Below are 16896 nucleotides of genomic sequence, written 5' to 3'. Positions count from 1 at the left end.
AGCCATGGGGCGGTTGCTTTTCATTCACGCGCTGTCCACCAGGGTGTACCTGGTGGACACCAAGATCACGCAGGTGATAGTGCGTTCGGCAGGGTTGGGGTAGACTCTAGTTGAACAGAAACGACGAGACGCCTTGAGAGGTTTTTGAACATGGCGGAGAAGAAGCGGACCCGGGCCGTCGGCCAGGTCGTCGGCTACGCCCGCGTGTCGTCGACCGACCAGAATCTCGCCCGCCAGCTCGAAGCCCTCGGTGACGTCGACAAGCTCTTCACGGACACAGCGTCGGGCAAGGACGTCGACGGCCGGGCGCAGCTCAAGGCGATGCTGGAGTACGTCCGGTCCGGCGACGTCGTCCGTGTGAAGTCACCGGACCGGCTGGCCCGCGACACCATTGACCTGTTGACGCTGGTGCGCGACCTGGGCGACCACGGCGTCAAGGTCAGCTTCGTCGACATGCCGGAGCTCAGCACCGACACCCCCAGCGGCGGGTTCGTCCTGACGATCTTTGCGGCCGTGGCCGAGCTGGAGCGGCGCATGATCCGGGAGCGCCAGGCCGAAGGCATTGCCATCGCGAAGGCGGCGGGCAAGTACGACCGCGGGCCGAAGCTGACGCCCGACCAGATCGCCCAGGCGCGCCAGCGCGTCGAAGAGGGCGTGTCGAAGGCCAGGGTGGCCCGAGACCTGGGCGTGGCGCGCACGACGCTGTACGCGGCCCTGGCGGGCACTGGGCGGTACGCGCCGGCCGAGCCGAAGGATTGTAAGTGACCACCGATACGGTTGGACTTGGAGGAGAGTGACCATGGCGAACACGGATCTGGGGGCGGCCAAGAAGGCCAAGAAGGACGCCTTCTACACATCTTGGGTGGACATCGAGCGCGAGATGAACGCCTACCTGGAGTATGACCCCGACGTCTTCCGTGGCAAGACGATCTTGCTGCCGTGCGATGACCCCGAGTGGTCGAACTTCACCAAGTACTTTGCGCTGCATTTCACTGAATTCGGCATCAAGAAGCTCATCTCCACCAGCTACGGCTACGACGACAACGCGCCGACCGGCTACGAGCCGCCGACGCTGTTCGACGTGCCGGACCCGGCCGACGACGGCTCGGTGCCTCACGGCCGCGTATTCATCCTGGAGGACGACGACCTCACCGGCGACGGCCGGGTCGACATCGACGACCTGACGTGGCGCTACCTCGACGGCGACGGGGACTTCCGTTCTCCTGAGGTCACCGCGCTGCGTGATGAGGCCGACATGGTCATCACCAACGGGCCCTTCTCGCTGTTCCGGGAGTTCGTCGCCTGGCTGATCGAGGGCGGCGTGCAGTTCTCCATCATCGGGAACGTCAATGCGATCACCTACAAGGAGGTCTTTCCTCTCATCAGGGACAACAAGTTGTGGTTCGGCCCCTCCATCACTAGTGGGGATCGTGAGTTCCGGGTCCCGGATAGTTACCCACTTCAGGCAGCAGGGTTCCGAGTTGACGACGATGGCACCAAGTACATCCGGGTCAAGGGGGTGCGCTGGTTCACCAACATTGACCATGGCCGCCGCCATGAGCCAATGGTGCTCATGAGCACTGTGGAGAACGTGAAGTACAGCAAGCACAAGGAAGTACGTGGCATCGGTTATCCGCGATATGACAATTACGACGCGATTGAGGTCGGGTTCACCGACGCAATCCCGAGCGACGAGCCTGGCCTGATGGGCGTCCCCATCACCTTCCTTGATCGGTACAACCCTGAGCAGTTCGAGATTCTTGGCATCACCAAGACTTGGGATGATGCCCGAGGTCTGAAGTCTCGGGTCTACCCGACACAGACTCAGGTGGCAAAGAAGACGGGTGCTACATCACAGGTGGGCAAACTAAACGATGGTCCCGCCATCCGGCTGCCGGAGCCGCCGAGCGACGAGACTTACTATCTGGTTGATGGTGAGGTCTACGTCCAGCGTTATGCCCGCATCCTCATCCGTCACCGCAACCCCGCTCCGAAGAAGGACTGACCATGAAGGCAGAGCTCAACAAGTTCACGGTGGCCAAGATCACCGAGGGGTTTCACTACAGCGAGCTGGAGGGCAAGGGCCTATACGGCCTGGCCGGGGAGCTGGTCATCCAGCCGGAGTTCCAGCGCAACTACATCTACAACGACGGCAAGCGCGACGTCGCGGTCATCGAGTCCATCCTCAAGGGCTACCCGCTGGGTCTGATCTACTTCGTCGACACCGGCGCGACCGCGTCGCCGCGCTACGAGATCCTCGACGGCCAGCAGCGCATCACCTCCATCGGCCGGTTCGTCACCGGCAAGTTCGCCATCATGCAGGGCGGCAAGGAGAAGACGTTCTCCTCGCTGCCGAAGGACCAGCAGGAAAAGATCATGGCGACCGAGCTGCTGGTCTATGTCTGCTCCGGCACTGAGTCCGAGATCAAGGAGTGGTTCCAGACCATCAACATCGCTGGGGTGCCGCTGAACCAGCAGGAGCTCGACAACGCGATCTACTCTGGCCCGTTCGTCACGGCCGCCAAAGCGGTGTTCTCGAACAGCCAGAACGCGATGCAGCAGAAGTGGGCGGCATACGTCAAGGGCGACCCCAAGCGCCAGGAGGTGCTCCGCGTGGCGCTGGAGTGGGTCGCTGCGGCTAGGGGCACGACCATCACCGGCTACATGGGCCAGCACCGCCATGACACCACCATCAACGAGCTCCAGACGTACTTCACCAGCGTCATCGACTGGATCGACTCGGTGTTCGTCGGCGTGCCCGACAAGGCCATGCGCGGCCTGGAGTGGGGCCGGCTGTACGAGACCTACCACGCCAAGCCCTACAACGCCGCCAAGGTTGCCGAGCGCGTCGAGGACCTGCTGGGCGATCTTCAGGTCAACGACAACAAGGGCATCTGGGAGTTCGTCCTGGGTGGCGAGACCGATACCAAGCTGCTCAACGTCAGGGTCTTCGACGACACGACGAAGAAGGCCGTCTACGCCAAGCAGACCAAGGCTGCGCAGGCGGCGGGCGTCTCGAACTGCTCCTACTGCGCCATCGGCCACGGCGCCAACCAGGCGAAGATCTGGACGCTCAAGGAGATGGACGCCGACCACGTCACGGCATGGTCGAAGGGCGGCGCGACCGACGCCAGCAACTGCGAGATGCTTTGCATCCCCCATAACCGGGCGAAGGGTAATCGGTAGGCCTCCCGCGGAGCGCCGACGGTGCCTGCGATGATTGTGCCGAGAGGAGGTGTGCCATGGCCCACGACATCGTCCTGACCGTCGACGAGGGACGTGCTGCCGACGCTGCACGCTTCTTCGAGGCTGGCCAGCATCTGATCGCTCTGCTAGACGCGCTGAGTGACTCCCCCAACGTTGAGTGGGAGGTCGCCGACCTCCGCCTCGGTTCTGCCGTGGCCGCCATCGAGGCAGCCGGGGACCAGCCAGACGACGGTCGCCGCGCCGCAGCGTCGGCCGTACGGGGCCTGCGTCTAGTCCAGAACGGAGCGGCCGTTCCCGATGACTGGACGCCCGAGGCCGTGAGCCGTGCCCAGGACCTGGTCCGCACGGTCGACGAACACACCAAGATCGAGCGCGAAGGCAACGTCGTCTGGCTCGACGGCAGGCTCAAGGACGCCCTAGCGCAGCAGACGCCGTGGCACCGCGAGATGTACGGGTGCGTGCGCGGCAAGTTGACCGGCGTCAATGTCACGCGCGGCAACCGTGCGTCCGTCAAGCCGTTCTCCGGTGGCCGCGTGGTCCGCATCGGCTTCCCCAGCAGCATCGCTGAGCAGATGCGCGACGCCCTGCTCCATGACGTGCAGATCGACGGCATGATGCGTCAGGACGCCGACGGTCGGGTGTACCACGTCACCGCCGAGACCGTGCACGTCGTCGACGGCCCCGTGCCCAGCTGGCGGGAGCTGTTCGGCTCCATCCCGGAGATCACCAACGGGCTGAGCGTCAACGAGTACCTGGAGGCTGTCCGTGGCGAAGACTGACCATCCTCGCGTCCTGCTGGACTCGTGCGCGTTCCTGGCATGGATCAAGGGCGAGCCCGAAGCCGCCGTCATGCAGTCGCTGTTCGACCTCATCGACGCGGGTGATGCCGACCTCGTCGTGTCGGCCTTCATCTTTGCTGAGGTCTACAAGCCTGCCGGTCCTGGTGAGGCCTGGCAGCCGAAGATGGATGCGGTCCTTGCGAAGTTGCGCTCCCGCGACGTCGAGGTCGTGGATGTCACGCAGCCGGTGGCCGCGTGCGCCGCACAGCTCCGTCTGGCTCATGGGCTCAAGGGCATGGACTCGATCCATCTGGCCTCAGCCGTCAAGAACCGTTGCACGTGGTTCGTGACCAAAGACCGCAAGTTCCCGTCCGAGGCTGACGGGGTGCAGGTCTGGGACATCCACGCCATGTCTGCCGAGCAGCTGCCCTGGATGTCGCGTGGGGTTCCGCAGCAGCCGAATCTCTTCGACGCCGAGGACTGATAGTCACCGACCTCCCGGTCGGCTCAGCGCCATGCGACAATGGTGTTATCTCCATCACCGCGGGCTTCGGGCAAAGGATGACGCGGGGCGGATGTCTCGATGACGCCGAAGATCTCCTGGCCGCCGACCTCCCGGTCGGCGTTGACGTTGGCAGGGTCGTCCTGCTGGGGGATCGGCCCGAGCGTGGCCGCCCAGAAGGAGAGTGGCCGACATGGGCTACATGGATGATGAGATCAAGGCGGCCAAGGCCGCCCTGGCGGCCGCGGAGGCCAAGCGCAAGCAGCGCGAGCTCGATATCGACGCACGCGTCGTGGTGCTACTCAATGAGCTTGACCACGAGGTCTACGAGAAGCTGCGTCATCGTGCGCAGCGCGAGTTCGACCAGCGTGACGCCGAGGCGAAGGCGCGCCGGTCGCGTCGTCGCAAGGAGGCTGCCCAGCAGCCGACGCAGCAGCACGCGCAGCAGTGACGCGGCGACGTCCAGGAGGGGTCCGCACCGGTAGGTGTGGGCCCCTCGTTCTGTCTGGGGACGACGGCGAAGCCAGTCGGCCAGTTGGTCACGAGCGGCAGCTCGTGATGCCAGCGCAGCTGGCGGCCGGGGTCCAGGGGGCGGTAGCCCCATGGCAAGGGGCACGAAGTCAGGAGGGGCGAGCGCAGCGAGGACCGTATGGCGAAGTGCATACTTGCATGTGTTTCTCCGTGCGCGTACATTAGTCTCATGAGTGACGTGCGCCCGGGTATCAAGCGGCCCAGCCGGGGCCGCGTGGTGAGCGTTCGTACCGGCGAAGCCGAGTACGACATGCTCACCGCAGCCGCCGCGAAGCGGGGGCTGTCCGTCTCGGGCTTCCTCCGAGGTGCGGGCCTCGAAGAGGCTGAGCGCGTCCTAGGTGGCGGCAGCACGCCGCAGGCGGGTCTGCCGGGTCGGCCCGAGACCGCCACCGCAGGTGGCGAGGGTGCTGGCGCAGCCAGCACGCCCACCGGCACGGTGGGCATCAAGGAGGCGTCAGTGGAGACCAAGCGCGCCTACGTGAACCTCAACCAGATCGCTCGTCACGTCAACGCCGACAGGGTCGTCACCGTGAGCAGCGATGCCGACAGCGACAAGCTCGCGCCGGTGCTGGCGGCCGTCATCACCAGGTGCGGCGAGGTGCTGCGCGCACTGGGTCATCCCGGTCACTGAGGAGGTGCGCCATGGGCTACGTGAGCATCTCGACCGTCGGCGTCGGCGTGCGCGACCTCGCCTACTACCTTGTCTACGGCAACGGCTCGTTGCGGGCCGAGCACCTCGCGCGCGGCACGAACCGCCTGGCCGTGTCGTACTGCGACGCGGACTCCATCGCCGAGTTCGTCGCCAAGGCCGAAGCGCTCCCCCGTCGCACCCGTCGCAAGATCGCGGCGTTCTCCTACGTGCAGTCGTTCCCGGCTGACCTGTTCGACGTCAAGAACCTCGACGACCGTCGTCGGGTGAACGAGCTGGGCTATCGCCTGGCCAAGAAGATGCATCCCAACGCCGATGTCTGGGTCGTCACCCATGCCGACGGCTGCGGCCAGTGCCTGCACAACCACATCATCGTGATCAACCAGGACGAAGTGACTGGTCGTGCACTCACCAGTCATCGGCTTCCCAAGTTCGTCCGCGCAGCTGAGAACGACCTCATGCGCGAGGAGGGGCTGCCGACCATTTCCTTCGATGACAAGGCCCTGTCGTGGCCCGAGCGCGCCGCCAAGCTCGACGAGGGCACCTTCAAGCGGGTCCTGGGCGACCGGCTCCATCAGTGCCAGGTTGATGCGCTGGCGAGTGGTGCCACAGACGAGGCCGAACTTGATGCCGCGTTCGTGGCTAACCTTGCCGACTACGGCATCGTGCGGGACGTCCAGATCCGTGAGGTCATCGACAAGAAGACCGGCGAGGTCACCGAAGAGGTCGGTGTGACCTACAAGATGATCGACGACATCACCCCTCGGCGCGATCCGGGCAAGAAGCAGCGGGTCCGTCGCGCGAAGGCGTCGTCGATCTCGGCGGACTTCACTGACAAGGGCTGGCATGACATCTGCCAGCGTCATCTGGCCGGGCCCCACACAACTGTTGCCATGGCGCCGCCGGTCCAGGCCATGCAGGACGCTTGCGACGTTCCCGAGACCAGCTGGGACGAGCTGGCCCGTGAGCGGGCTGAGGCGATGGGTCTGCCCAACGACGATGCCGTCTGGGAGGGCATGTTCAGCCATGTCCGCGCAGTGGATCCCGATCGGTTCCAGCAATGGCAAGCCGATGACCACGCCACGTTCGAGGATCTGGCCAAGGACTACTTCGACGACATCACCGACGACGAGGTCATGGCCGCTGCTGCCGCTCTCGGCTACGTCAAGGCTCATCAGCGGGACATGACAGCCACCCCGACCTCCGCTCCCGCTCCGGTCGGCGGGCAGGCGTCCGCTCCCGCTCCCGCCATGCCCTCCACGGAACCCGTGGAACACACTCCGGTGCCTCCCCCGGTCTCCGCTCCCGCTCCGACCGAGGAGGTCGTGGCCGGCGCTCCCGCTCTGGCCGCGACCGACCTCAGCCCAAACGTGGTCACTCCTGGCCCACTGCCGACCACGGACGGCCACGGGTGGGCGACGGACAGGCCTCATCGTGCAGACGTGGGGGCCGTGGTTGCCGCTGATGCTCCGATCACGCCCACTTCCGGCCCGTCTGTGGCCGCCTGTGGCCAGGATCGGGTTGACCAGCAGAAGCCCTACGTGTCGTCGCTGCGGAAGCTGAAGTTCAAGAAGGCCGACCCGAAGCGCCAGCAGCTCATCGACGGCCTTGCTTCGTTCGACGAGGAGACCCGGTCACGTCTGGCGCGCGGCGAACGTCCGGTCGAGGCTCACGTGCCGAAGGGCGTCGGCCGCAGGGTGCTGGGCTCGCTGGGGTCGCATCTCCACCCCGCCGTGCGTGCCCAGCTGACGCTGCGCGAAACCAAGAAGAGGGCACGGTCGATGGCGTTTGAGGCCGGCCGTGACCTCAAGAAGGAACTCGATGGGCTGCGCGCCGACGGCAAACAGCACAGCGAAGAGTTCGACCAGACCGAGGTCAAGCGCAACGTGGCCAACCAGCAGAGGGCACGGCTGGAGCGCGAGTTGGCCGCTGGCTGCTACGAAGATGTCGACGAGGCCCTGGCGACCTGGAAGGCCGCTCACCCGGAGGTCGCGAAGCTCTCTGCTGCCGACCGAGAGGCCTATGTCCAGCGTGGCCAGGTTGCCCTCGACGAAGCCCTGGCGCAGGCCCAGCACGACCGCCAGGTCGACAACTGACCGGGCAGACCAAAAGAGAAGGGCTCCCCGAGGACGCATGTCCTCGAGGAGCCCTTGCTCGTCAGTCGTCGTCCTCGTCCGGCCGGGGCACGTCAATCAGGCCTCGTCGACCTCTTCATCGTGGTCGGCGAACCAGGCGATGAGCTCGCCGTTGAGGACCTTCCCGTCGTCGTGCTCTGTGGTGAGGCCGATCGCGGCCATCACGCGGGCGACGGAGTCGACGGCACGCCCCTCAAGGCTGTCGGCGAGCTCGTAGGGCGGCAGCTTGGCCGCGACGGCGGCGGGGTCGACCTGGTGGTCGAGCTGCATCAGCAGGCTGATGGTGAGGTTTCGTTCGATCTGGACGCGGGGCATGAGGTCGATGGGGGTGTCCCTATGTTCCCCGTCAAGCGGCGAGGGGCAGGGGTGATGGCTCTCGCGTTGGGGTGGGGGCCCGGTAGGGCTCCCGGTTCTTGAGCATGGCGAACAGGACATCACAGCGTCGGCGTGACAAGCAGATGAGGGCGGCGTTGTGCTTCTTGCCCTGGGCTCGTTTGCGGTCGTAGTAGGCCTTGGAGGTGGGGTCTGAGCGCAGTGCGGCGAAGGCGGACAGGAACAGGGCTCGTTTGAGGTGTTTGTTGCCAGAGCGGGCGGGAAACTCGCCGCGGATGCTGGTTCCGGATCGTCGGGTGACTGGGGCGAGTCCGGCGTAGGCGGCGAGGTGTCCGGCGGTGGGGAATTGGGAGGCGTCGCCGACGTCGAGCAGGATCCGTGCTGCGGTCCTGACCCCGACGCCTGGCATCGAGGTCAGGACCTCGGCAAGAGGGTGAGCATCAACAACCTGTTCGATCTGCGCCGCGAGTGCGTGTCGCTGGTCCAGCGTCTGGCGCAGCGATGCAGCGAGTTGGGGCAGGACCTGCTCGGCTGCGGCGGTTCCGGCAACGATGACGGTCTGCTCGGCCAGGGCGGTGGTGATGGCATCGGCGAACTCTTGGGCGCCGCGCGGGTAGGCCTTGCTGATGACCCGCAGCAGCTTGGACTTCGACGCAGCGGCCATGGCCTGGGGCCCGCCGAGCTGCTCGATCACCGCGAGGCCTTGCTTGGTGGTCAACCGGGGTCCGACAACGCGTTCCAGGGCCGGGTGGATCTGGGTGAGCAATCCTCGGATGCGGTTCGACAGCCGGGTCGCTTCGGCGGCGAGGTCCTCGTCGAACCCGACCAACACCTTCAGCTCCGCGAGGGTTTCCTCGCCGGCGTCGGCCCGGCGCAGGGTGTGGGGCATGGTCCTCGCGGTGTCGGCGATGACGAACGCGTCGCGGGCGTCGGTCTTGGCGTTGCCCGGGTAGAGGTCTGCTGCGCGGCGCATGGCCAGCCCGGGCAGGTAGGCGACCTGGATTCCCATGGACCGGGCGACCGCGATGGGTAGTGCTCCGATTGTGTTCGGCTGGTCAACGATCACCAGGACCCGGCCATGGGTCTGGAGCTTGTCGAAGAGTTCCTCGAGGCGCTTCTGGTCCTGGGGCAGGGGCTTGTCGAAGACCTTCCGGCCAGCAGCATCCAATGCGCAGGCGTGGTGGCCGGTCTTGCCAACGTCCAGCCCGCACCAGATGTCGAAGCCGCTGTCCTGATTCATGACAACCGCCATCCTTCCATCCCGAGATGAACGGTCGCCCGGGTGGTGATGCGTCAGCTGCCGGCACCCACGTTACGAAGAGACCTTTGAAGCAGGCCGTGTCCCTATCAGCGGTCGGCTGGCGCCACCAAGCCCGGTGACAACACCCCCCGGATCATTCATGAGACAGGGGCAGCAAGTCATGCCGGGCCCGGCGACCGTGACCCCTCCTTACGGGGTCACCAGCAAGGTAACGGGGCAAGGGCTACTCCTTGAGGGGTTCGACGTTCGGGAAACGCTGGATGGCTTGGTCGAGCCGGTCGGTGTCAGTGAGGAGATCGAGGAACACCCGTCGGGCCAGCGGCGTCATCCGCGCGACGCCCATCTCGGCGAAGATCTCGTCGTAGCGGCCCTGCTTCTTGGCCTGGTACAGGCTCACCCTGTGGTGTGGGTGAGCCATCATCCACGGGGTCGGGCAGAGTCCTTGGACGATCTTGTTGAAGAAGGCGCGGACCGCCGACTCCGGCGCGTCGGGGTCGTAGTGGGGATCAGGGTAGCCAGCGACGATGAGCATGGGTTCATCCTCCTGTCATGGCTTGCTGAAAACATAGACCCCGCCCGACGGCGAGGACACGGTGGTGAAGTCGTAGGCCAGGTCCCGGCCGAACTTCTCGTGGTCGAAGTAGGTCTTGGCTGTATCTGGCCAGTGGTCGAAATAGTCGGTCTCGGTCAGCCAGTGGTCGACGAAGTCACCCCAGCTGTCGAACTCGCCATGCAGATGGTCGATGAAGTCGCTGGGCACCGGCACTGAGCCATGGCCAGCGGCCACATACGCCCCGCTGGCCATCCAGGCGCTCAAAGCTGGCCACAACCACGGCTCGACCTCCGCGTACGCGTCAGCCCACTCCTGAGCCTCTGCCAAGCCCATCTCGTGGAAATCCGGCCACGGGCCGTCCCCGTCAAGGCACCAGATCTCCTCACAGTCGGCTCGCTGGGGCACACCAGCCAGCTCGTGCAGCTTCGCAATCGTGAGTTCGCCTGCTTCGCTGGCGTCGATCCAGGCACCCACCAGGCGTCCGGAGTTGTAGCAGGCCAAGCACCCCGGCCAGATCTTCAGCGGCATCGTCGTGGTGGTCATCGGCCCACCCCTCGTCCTGGGCCCTCAGCTGAGCCTGCGCCGGGTGATCCGCGAGCTCGGAGTACCGGCCCGACGTGGGCGTGCCATCGTCGTCGGCCCAGCCGGACATGCGGCGCCAGGAGTCAGTGGCAAAGCCCACCTGGGCGACACCGACGACGTCGAGGCCACGATGGTTGAGGGCAAGGCCCATGTGCGTGGCGACCTGCGCCACGGCATCCACGGTCGCCTCGTGATAGGCGATGACTACGGCGGCCATGGCCCCTTGGGCGCGCAGACCGTCAGCCACAAAGCCCGGTGCGCCAGCCAGGGCATCAAGGAGTGGAAGGGTGGCGCTGGCGACCAGTCGGCCTTGCCCATCAAGTCCGGCCACCACGAGGGTGGCGCTGGGCGGGGTGCCGCCAAGCTCGAACGGCAGGCAGGCAATCAGGCCGACGATGTCGGTCTTGGTAGGCGTGGTGTTCACGGGAGCTCCTCTCGCGGCCGAGGAACTGCTCCTCTTGGCCGTCGAGATTGCTCCCGGCCGCGCTGGCGCGGCTACTGCCGCATCACCGAAGGCGTTGGCACCTCGGACAACGGAAGGAGCTACGGTTCATGAACTTCTCGCGCACGATGGGGGTCCCGCATCGGTCGCACGGCTCACCAGTTCGACCATATGAACGTAACAATCTGTCGAAGTATCCCGACTCACCATTGACATCGACGTACAGGGCATCAAAGGATGTCCCACCCTGGGTAATCGCCTCGGACATCACCTCACGCGCTGTCTCCAACAACTCCACAGCCTTGCGCTGGCTGAGGCGCGAGCACGGGGTCTCCGGGTGACGACGAGCCCGCCACAGGATTTCGTCGACATAAATGTTGCCGACACCGGATACCAGTGTCTGGTCGAGCAGGCTGCGCTTGACGGTCGACCTGCGTGCGCGCAGTCGTCGCGCAACCTCATCGACGTCAAAGGAATCCTCGAAGGGATCAGGGGCAATGTGGGCGACCGGCCCGGGCACACCGTCAATCAGCGGGGCGAGAGTAAGTCCGCCAAAGGTGCGCTGATCCAGAAAACGTAGGTCACGGTCGTCACCAAGGCCAATGACAACACGGGTATGGCGATGCCGTGGGGCTTCCCTGTCGACGACACGGAACTGTCCGCTCATCCCCAGGTGGGCCAGCATCGCCGTGCCGTCGTCGAGGACGAACCACAGGTACTTGCCCCGGCGATTGATGGCGGTGAACTGGCGACCAGTCAGAGTCGCCTCGAAGACTCTGGCTTCTTCCGAACCACCGGTTGGGCGCAACCCGCGGACATCGACGACGTCGACCCGCTCGACGGCGGAGGGGATGACGAGACTCTCGAGTCCGGCTCGTACTGTCTCGACCTCAGGAAGCTCAGGCACCGGTGCGGGGAGGGATCAGTGCGGCAACCGCAAGCTGGGCCGCTCCCTGCTCGGCCTCCTTCTTGTTGTGGCCGGTGTAGGCAGCGTGCAGCTTTCCACCCACTTCTGCCCTGGCACGGTAGCGGCGATTGTGGTCCGGGCCAGATCCGACGATGTCGTATCGCGGAGCCTCAAGCCCTTGCTCAGAGCAGTACTCCTGGAGAACTGTCTTCCAGTCGGTACCGGCTCCGGATCGATCCGCCTCGTCAACGAGGGGATCGAAGAGATGATGGACGAGGCGCAGGGCGTCCGGCAACCCCGAGGACAGCTCGACGGCACCCAACAGGGCCTCGGTGGTGTCGGCCAGGATCGACGTCTTGTCGTGGCCGCCGGTACGTTCCTCGCCCTTGCCCAGCTTGATACGCGGCCCGATGCCGAGGCGACGGGCCAACCGTCCCAAGGACACCGTGCTCACGACGGCTGACCTCAGTTTGGCGAGCTGACCTTCCGGTTTGTCCGGGAAGGCGCGGTAGAGGTAATCGGTAACGCCGACCTCGAGGACGGCGTCACCGAGGAACTCCAGCCTCTCGTTGGTGGGAATCCCACCGTTCTCAAAGGCATAGGAGCGATGCGTGAGCGCGAGATCAAGGAGTTGGGGGTCACATCTGATCCCCAACTCCTTGAGAAGACCCAGGAAAGGCCACTCCCCGTACTCGGGTGAACTGACGTTCTGGTCCTTTCGTGCGCTCACGGTGCTGATCTCAGACCTCGGCAACCTGGCGGCGATCACCACGCGGGCCGTACTCGCCGCACGCGGGACATGCGGTGTGGGGCAGGTGCTTCTCACCGCATGCCGGGTTGGCGCAGGTGACGAGATTGGTAGCAACCGTCTTCCATTGCGAACGACGGTGCCGGGTGTTGCTGCGGGACATCTTCCGCTTCGGGACGGCCACGATCTTCTCCTTGGTGTGCTTCAGATGTGGCATCCGTATGACACGGACGCCGTTAGGGAACGTTCAGGACTTGTCCGAATCATCCTCGCTGACAAGCCCTTGCAGAGCCGCCCAGCGTGGATCGATCCGATCCGGATGGTCATGGTCCGGGTCATCGTTGAGGTTGGCGCCGCAGTCTGGACAAAGTCCCTCACAGTCGTCGCGGCACAGCGGGCTGAACGCCAGGTTCAGCACCACCGCAGCACGGACGACAGGGTCAAGGTCGATCGTTTCCTCGGCACTGACCCGACTGGCGTCCTCCTCAGCCTCCTTGTCCGGGTAGAAGTACAGCTCCTGGATGTCAAGGACGAGATCCTCCTCGATGGGATCCAGACAGCGAGAGCACTCCCCCTTCAGGGTGGCTTCGACGGCCCCGGTGACCAGAACTCCTTCACCCACCGATTCCAACCGAAGGTCGAGATCGAGAGGGGAGTTCTCGGGAACGCCGATCATGTCGACACCGAGATCCGCCGGAGCGGGCACCGTCCGTTGAATCCGGGTCATCTGACCCACCTGCCGACGCAGCGAATGGGTCTCGATGACGAGATCCGAGTGTGCGTCGGGGTGGCGATGGATGGTATTCATCGCAAAGATCCCTTCGACCGGTGGAACACGACGAGGTCATGACCGACTGGCCACTGTACAACGGAGATCGACGCCAGACCAAAACTGTGTGTCAGCTTGACTGTGCACGCCGTTTCAGGCACTCTGAACTAAAGCGTATTAGTTCACTGGGGTTCGACACCGACGCTGGAATCGGATCCCGCTGGACCCCCTTCAAGGAAGAAGTAGAGAACATGGCAAACCTCACCATCGGCCGACGTCAACTTCTCGGTGGTACGGCCGCACTGGCAACTGTCCTAGCTGCCAGCGCATGCGGCATGAGCGGATCGGGAGATAAGCCGTCGAGCCAGACATCCATCGACTCCTCCGCCAAGCTCGAGGGCAGCATCCAGTTCCAGACCTGGTCGCTCAAGAACGAGAAATTCACCCCGTACTTCGAGAAGCTCGTCAAATCCTTCGAGAAGGAGCATCCCGGCACGACCATCAAGTGGATTGACCAGCCGGGTGAGGGCTACGAGGAGAAGGTCCAGCAGCAGGCCACCGCCGGTCAACTGCCCGACGTCGTCAACATGCCCCCGAACTTCGCATGGCAGCTCCTCAAGGCCAACAAGGTCATGGACCTCAAGAAGGCCGATACCAAGACCATCGACACATACACCAAGGGCGGCATCGATGCTTACACCTTCGATGGTCACGACGGGGTCTACGGCTACCCGTGGTACCTCGGCACCGACCTCAACTGGTGGAACACCCAGGCCTTCGAGAAGTACGGTCTCGATCCCAAGAAGCTGCCGACCACCCTTGACGAGCTCTACGAGCAAGCCATCACCATGGCCGAGAAGTCCGGCGGCAAGATGCCCCTCATCTCCACCGCTCCAACCCTCGGCGATCTCGCAGCCCAGGACGTCGAGGTCTTCAAGGACGGCAAGTTCACCTTCAACACCGACAAGGCTGTCAAGATCATCGAGAAGTACGTCGAGCTCTATGCCAAGAAGGCCATGCCGCCGGAGGTGTTGCAGAACAACTACCTGGGCAACTCAAAGCTCTTCATCCAGGGCAAGGTTGCCTGGACCACCGGCTCGGCCTCCTTCCCGATCGACCTCAAGAAGGACGCCCCGAAGCTCGCTCCTCACGTCGCGATGACGAAGCGCATCGGCGTTCCACCTCTTTTCGTCCAGGGCATTTGCGTCTCGAACGATTCCAAGAACCCGAACTTGGCGCTGGCTTTCGCCAAGTACGTCACCAACAACGCGAACCAGGTCGAGTTCGTCAAGCTGGCCCAGGGCTTCCTGCCCGGCACCAAGGAGGCCAACGAGAACCCGGAGTCCTTCACCTCGGTCATCGATGATCCACAGATGAAGAAGGCTGCCGAGGCCCTCTCGGAGGAAATGAAGGATGCGCAGATCGGCGAGCCGATGGCTTACACCGACGCCATGAAGACCTACGTCGGCCAGCAGATTTCCTCGGCCATGCGTGGTGACATCAAGGCCAAGGACGCCCTCGACAACGCCGTCAAGTACTGCAACGACCACATCGCGAAGTGATCCTCAGCCGGCCCCGCTCCCCATGCGGGGCCGGCTCACCTCCCCGCTGACAACGCCCCTACCCCGCCAAGGATCTGCGCCCATGAACTCCCACCGCTGGTACACCCCGTGGTTGTTGGTGGCTCCGGCAGTCGTGTGGACCGTCGTGTTCGCCCTCTACCCCTTCATCAACACGATCATTCTGTCCTTCACGAACACCCGGCCCCTCGTCGGCGGGGAGTTCATCGGCTTCGACAACTACGTCGAGCTGTGGCACGACGACATGTTCTGGAATGCCATGGCGACAACCTTCATCTACGTCATCGTGTGCATCCCACTGTTGACGATCCTGCCGTTGCTGTTGGCCTTGCTCGTCGAGAAGAAGATCCCCGGGATCTCGTTCTTCCGTACTGTGGCGTACTTCCCGGTGATTGCCTCGGTCGTCGTCGTGGCCCTCATCTGGAGCTGGATGTTCGACTCCCGTGGTCTCATCAACCAGTCCCTGCAGTGGATGGGTGTCGCGAACAGCTCCATCCCCTTCCTCGTCGATCGGTGGAAGTTGTTGGGCTGCGCGATCCTGCTGACGGTGTGGAAGGGCCTCGGGTACTACATGATCGTCTACCTCGCGGCCCTCGGAAACGTCGACCATGACCTCCATGAAGCCGCCGCCCTCGATGGCGCAAGCAGCTTCCAGCGGTTCCGCAACGTCACCATCCCCGGGATCAGGCCGGCCATGGTTCTCATCATCGCTCTCATTGCGGTGTCCGGGATGAGGATCTTCTCCGAGCTCTACGTCCTCACGAATGGAACTGGTGGCCCAGGCGGTGAGGACTCCAGTCTCGTCATGATCATCAAACAGGTTGGTACCGGTCTGTCCGGACAGCTCGGCTATGCGTCGGCCCTGTCAGTCGTGCTGTTCTTCCTCACCCTCATTCCGCTAGCAACCATCGGTTGGGCGAACAACAAGGACCTGCGGTCTGGCCACAAGCCCAAGCAGGCTGGCCGCCGTGCCCGCCGGGCAGCAGCCGTCCAGGCCGCCACGAAGGAGACGATGGCATGAGCACCTCCAGCGCAACTCGTCCTGCCAAGCAGAAGCCGTGGCGTAGCCGGCGGGCATTCGACCCGACCCGCCCTACCCTTGCCGGACTCATCGGGCGGTACATCCTGCTGATCTTCGTCGTCATCATCTCGGTCGGCCCCTTCCTGTGGCAGCTGTCCACCTCCCTCAAAGGCGTCAGCGAGGACGTCTACTCCTTCCCGCCCCATCTCATCCCCCAAGACTTCAGCGTCGACGCCTACCGTCGCGTTGCCCATGTCGTCCCGATCTTCAGTTACGCCTGGCATTCGGTCATCGTCGCCGCTGTCTGCGTGATCGGCAACGTCGTGCTGGCCTCCCTGGCCGGTTACGCGCTGACCTGCATGAAATTCCGCGGCAAGAAGGTCGTCATGGGCATCCTGCTGTCGGTCCTCCTACTTCCCGGTGAGGTCACGCTGACCAGCCAGTACCTCGTCATCAAGGGCATGGGCCTGGCGAACACCCTGGCCGGCGTCGCCATCCCCGGTGTCGTCGGTGCCATCAACGTTCTCCTCATGGCCACCGCCTGTCGGGCAGTCCCTCCGTCGGTCCTCGATGCGGCGACCGTTGACGGAGCCAACACATGGGACAAGATCCGGCACGTGGTCTGGCCCAACATCAAGGGGATGGCCTCGGTGGTTGCCGTGTTCTCCTTCATCGGGGCCTGGGACGACTTCCTGTGGCCATTGGTCGTCCTCAACGATCCTGACAAGTACACCCTGACCGTCGGCATGCAGTACCTCAGTTCAACGATGTCGACCGACCCGCGTGAGGTCGCAGCCGGAACGATCATCGCCCTCATACCGATCATCGTCGTCTTCGCCTCGATGCAGAAGGTCTTCTTCCGTGGCGTGGAGAGCGGCGGCGTGAAAGGCTGAGCGA

Annotated in this window: 20 protein-coding genes; 11 read left to right on the top strand and 9 right to left on the bottom strand. The window is 64.4% G+C overall.

From position 1 onward, the window contains the following. Positions 1–150 precede the first annotated feature (150 nt). The 8 genes from ACP8LP_RS04815 (at position 151) to ACP8LP_RS04780 (ending at position 7764) form a co-directional block, all read left to right on the top strand. Entirely contained in the window at positions 151–765 is a 615-nt protein-coding gene (locus ACP8LP_RS04815) for a recombinase family protein (RefSeq protein WP_016665680.1), read from the top strand. 34 nt (positions 766–799) lie between these two features. Further along, positions 800–2005, top strand: coding sequence for an adenine-specific methyltransferase EcoRI family protein (locus ACP8LP_RS04810; RefSeq protein WP_016665681.1), 1206 nt, complete (start codon positions 800–802; stop codon positions 2003–2005). A 2-nt stretch (positions 2006–2007) separates the two neighbouring features. Beyond that, on the top strand, positions 2008–3186 hold the full coding sequence (locus ACP8LP_RS04805; protein WP_016665682.1) for an HNH endonuclease family protein: 1179 nt from the start codon (positions 2008–2010) through the stop codon (positions 3184–3186). A gap of 56 nt (positions 3187–3242) precedes the next feature. Beyond that, on the top strand, positions 3243–3986 hold the full coding sequence (locus ACP8LP_RS04800) for a hypothetical protein (RefSeq protein WP_016665683.1): 744 nt from the start codon (positions 3243–3245) through the stop codon (positions 3984–3986). Next, positions 3973–4470, top strand: coding sequence for a type II toxin-antitoxin system VapC family toxin (locus tag ACP8LP_RS04795; RefSeq protein WP_016665684.1), 498 nt, complete (start codon positions 3973–3975; stop codon positions 4468–4470). The genes ACP8LP_RS04800 and ACP8LP_RS04795 overlap by 14 nt, the downstream gene beginning before the upstream one ends. A gap of 211 nt (positions 4471–4681) precedes the next feature. After that, the gene (locus ACP8LP_RS04790; RefSeq protein WP_016665685.1) at positions 4682–4939 is read left to right on the top strand and encodes a hypothetical protein; all 258 of its coding nucleotides are present in this window, start codon (positions 4682–4684) and stop codon (positions 4937–4939) included. A 249-nt stretch (positions 4940–5188) separates the two neighbouring features. After that, on the top strand, positions 5189–5650 hold the full coding sequence (locus tag ACP8LP_RS04785; protein ID WP_147612061.1) for a type II toxin-antitoxin system TacA family antitoxin: 462 nt from the start codon (positions 5189–5191) through the stop codon (positions 5648–5650). A gap of 11 nt (positions 5651–5661) precedes the next feature. Next, a complete protein-coding gene (locus ACP8LP_RS04780; protein WP_016665687.1) occupies positions 5662–7764 on the top strand; it encodes a relaxase/mobilization nuclease domain-containing protein in 2103 nt (700 codons plus the stop codon). A 96-nt stretch (positions 7765–7860) separates the two neighbouring features. On the opposite strand, the gene ACP8LP_RS04775 is transcribed toward ACP8LP_RS04780, so the two are convergent. The 9 genes from ACP8LP_RS04775 to ACP8LP_RS04735 all read right to left on the bottom strand — a co-directional run bounded on the left by ACP8LP_RS04775 (position 7861) and on the right by ACP8LP_RS04735 (position 13437). Further along, on the bottom strand, positions 7861–8118 hold the full coding sequence (locus tag ACP8LP_RS04775) for a hypothetical protein (RefSeq protein ID WP_016665688.1): 258 nt from the start codon (positions 8116–8118) through the stop codon (positions 7861–7863). Positions 8119–8149: 31 nt separating this feature from the next. Beyond that, the gene (locus ACP8LP_RS04770) at positions 8150–9376 is read right to left on the bottom strand and encodes an IS110 family RNA-guided transposase (protein WP_484483171.1); all 1227 of its coding nucleotides are present in this window, start codon (positions 9374–9376) and stop codon (positions 8150–8152) included. 244 nt (positions 9377–9620) lie between these two features. Continuing rightward, positions 9621–9929, bottom strand: coding sequence for a hypothetical protein (locus tag ACP8LP_RS04765; RefSeq protein WP_016665690.1), 309 nt, complete (start codon positions 9927–9929; stop codon positions 9621–9623). A gap of 15 nt (positions 9930–9944) precedes the next feature. After that, entirely contained in the window at positions 9945–10424 is a 480-nt protein-coding gene (locus ACP8LP_RS04760) for an antirestriction protein ArdA (RefSeq protein ID WP_252906185.1), read from the bottom strand. After that, the gene (locus ACP8LP_RS04755) at positions 10333–10956 is read right to left on the bottom strand and encodes a hypothetical protein (RefSeq protein ID WP_252906188.1); all 624 of its coding nucleotides are present in this window, start codon (positions 10954–10956) and stop codon (positions 10333–10335) included. Before ACP8LP_RS04755 ends, ACP8LP_RS04760 begins: the two co-directional genes overlap by 92 nt. 82 nt (positions 10957–11038) lie before the next feature. Further along, a complete protein-coding gene (mutM, locus tag ACP8LP_RS04750; RefSeq protein WP_016665693.1) occupies positions 11039–11881 on the bottom strand; it encodes a bifunctional DNA-formamidopyrimidine glycosylase/DNA-(apurinic or apyrimidinic site) lyase in 843 nt (280 codons plus the stop codon). Next, positions 11874–12611, bottom strand: coding sequence for a ribonuclease III (rnc, locus tag ACP8LP_RS04745; RefSeq protein ID WP_171048532.1), 738 nt, complete (start codon positions 12609–12611; stop codon positions 11874–11876). The genes mutM and rnc overlap by 8 nt, the downstream gene beginning before the upstream one ends. Before the next feature lie 10 nt (positions 12612–12621). Beyond that, complete coding sequence (rpmF, locus tag ACP8LP_RS04740; protein WP_015582493.1) at positions 12622–12813, bottom strand: 50S ribosomal protein L32; 192 nt, start codon at positions 12811–12813, stop codon at positions 12622–12624. Positions 12814–12876: 63 nt separating this feature from the next. Beyond that, on the bottom strand, positions 12877–13437 hold the full coding sequence (locus ACP8LP_RS04735) for a YceD family protein (RefSeq protein ID WP_016665695.1): 561 nt from the start codon (positions 13435–13437) through the stop codon (positions 12877–12879). Positions 13438–13649: 212 nt separating this feature from the next. Here ACP8LP_RS04735 and ACP8LP_RS04730 point away from each other — a divergent pair, with 212 nt between their 5' ends. From ACP8LP_RS04730 to ACP8LP_RS04720, 3 genes are all read left to right on the top strand, one after another. Continuing rightward, the gene (locus ACP8LP_RS04730) at positions 13650–14960 is read left to right on the top strand and encodes an ABC transporter substrate-binding protein (protein ID WP_063279607.1); all 1311 of its coding nucleotides are present in this window, start codon (positions 13650–13652) and stop codon (positions 14958–14960) included. An 82-nt stretch (positions 14961–15042) separates the two neighbouring features. Further along, entirely contained in the window at positions 15043–15999 is a 957-nt protein-coding gene (locus ACP8LP_RS04725; RefSeq protein ID WP_016665697.1) for a carbohydrate ABC transporter permease, read from the top strand. Continuing rightward, complete coding sequence (locus ACP8LP_RS04720; protein WP_063279608.1) at positions 15996–16892, top strand: carbohydrate ABC transporter permease; 897 nt, start codon at positions 15996–15998, stop codon at positions 16890–16892. Before ACP8LP_RS04725 ends, ACP8LP_RS04720 begins: the two co-directional genes overlap by 4 nt. The last annotated feature ends 4 nt before the right edge of the window (positions 16893–16896 follow it).

It is taken from the genome of Cutibacterium sp. LaCa_89 (assembly GCF_058177555.1).
The sequence above is the reverse complement of the archived record's forward strand: the minus strand, read 5'-3'. Positions and strand labels throughout refer to the sequence as shown.

What these genes read in the sequence shown, in the direction of transcription:
- ACP8LP_RS04815 (WP_016665680.1), top strand. Translation starts at nt 151, where the DNA reads ATGGCGGAGAAGAAGCGGACCCGGGCCGTCGGCCAGGTCGTCGGCTAC.
- ACP8LP_RS04810 (WP_016665681.1), top strand. Translation starts at nt 800, where the DNA reads ATGGCGAACACGGATCTGGGGGCGGCCAAGAAGGCCAAGAAGGACGCC.
- ACP8LP_RS04765 (WP_016665690.1), bottom strand. Translation starts at nt 9,929, where the DNA reads ATGCTCATCGTCGCTGGCTACCCTGATCCCCACTACGACCCCGACGCG.
- ACP8LP_RS04785 (WP_147612061.1), top strand. Translation starts at nt 5,189, where the DNA reads ATGAGTGACGTGCGCCCGGGTATCAAGCGGCCCAGCCGGGGCCGCGTG.
- ACP8LP_RS04735 (WP_016665695.1), bottom strand. Translation starts at nt 13,437, where the DNA reads ATGAATACCATCCATCGCCACCCCGACGCACACTCGGATCTCGTCATC.
- ACP8LP_RS04725 (WP_016665697.1), top strand. Translation starts at nt 15,043, where the DNA reads ATGAACTCCCACCGCTGGTACACCCCGTGGTTGTTGGTGGCTCCGGCA.
- ACP8LP_RS04720 (WP_063279608.1), top strand. Translation starts at nt 15,996, where the DNA reads ATGAGCACCTCCAGCGCAACTCGTCCTGCCAAGCAGAAGCCGTGGCGT.
- ACP8LP_RS04730 (WP_063279607.1), top strand. Translation starts at nt 13,650, where the DNA reads ATGGCAAACCTCACCATCGGCCGACGTCAACTTCTCGGTGGTACGGCC.
- ACP8LP_RS04770 (WP_484483171.1), bottom strand. Translation starts at nt 9,376, where the DNA reads ATGAATCAGGACAGCGGCTTCGACATCTGGTGCGGGCTGGACGTTGGC.
- ACP8LP_RS04800 (WP_016665683.1), top strand. Translation starts at nt 3,243, where the DNA reads ATGGCCCACGACATCGTCCTGACCGTCGACGAGGGACGTGCTGCCGAC.
- ACP8LP_RS04780 (WP_016665687.1), top strand. Translation starts at nt 5,662, where the DNA reads ATGGGCTACGTGAGCATCTCGACCGTCGGCGTCGGCGTGCGCGACCTC.
- ACP8LP_RS04775 (WP_016665688.1), bottom strand. Translation starts at nt 8,118, where the DNA reads ATGCCCCGCGTCCAGATCGAACGAAACCTCACCATCAGCCTGCTGATG.
- ACP8LP_RS04790 (WP_016665685.1), top strand. Translation starts at nt 4,682, where the DNA reads ATGGGCTACATGGATGATGAGATCAAGGCGGCCAAGGCCGCCCTGGCG.
- ACP8LP_RS04805 (WP_016665682.1), top strand. Translation starts at nt 2,008, where the DNA reads ATGAAGGCAGAGCTCAACAAGTTCACGGTGGCCAAGATCACCGAGGGG.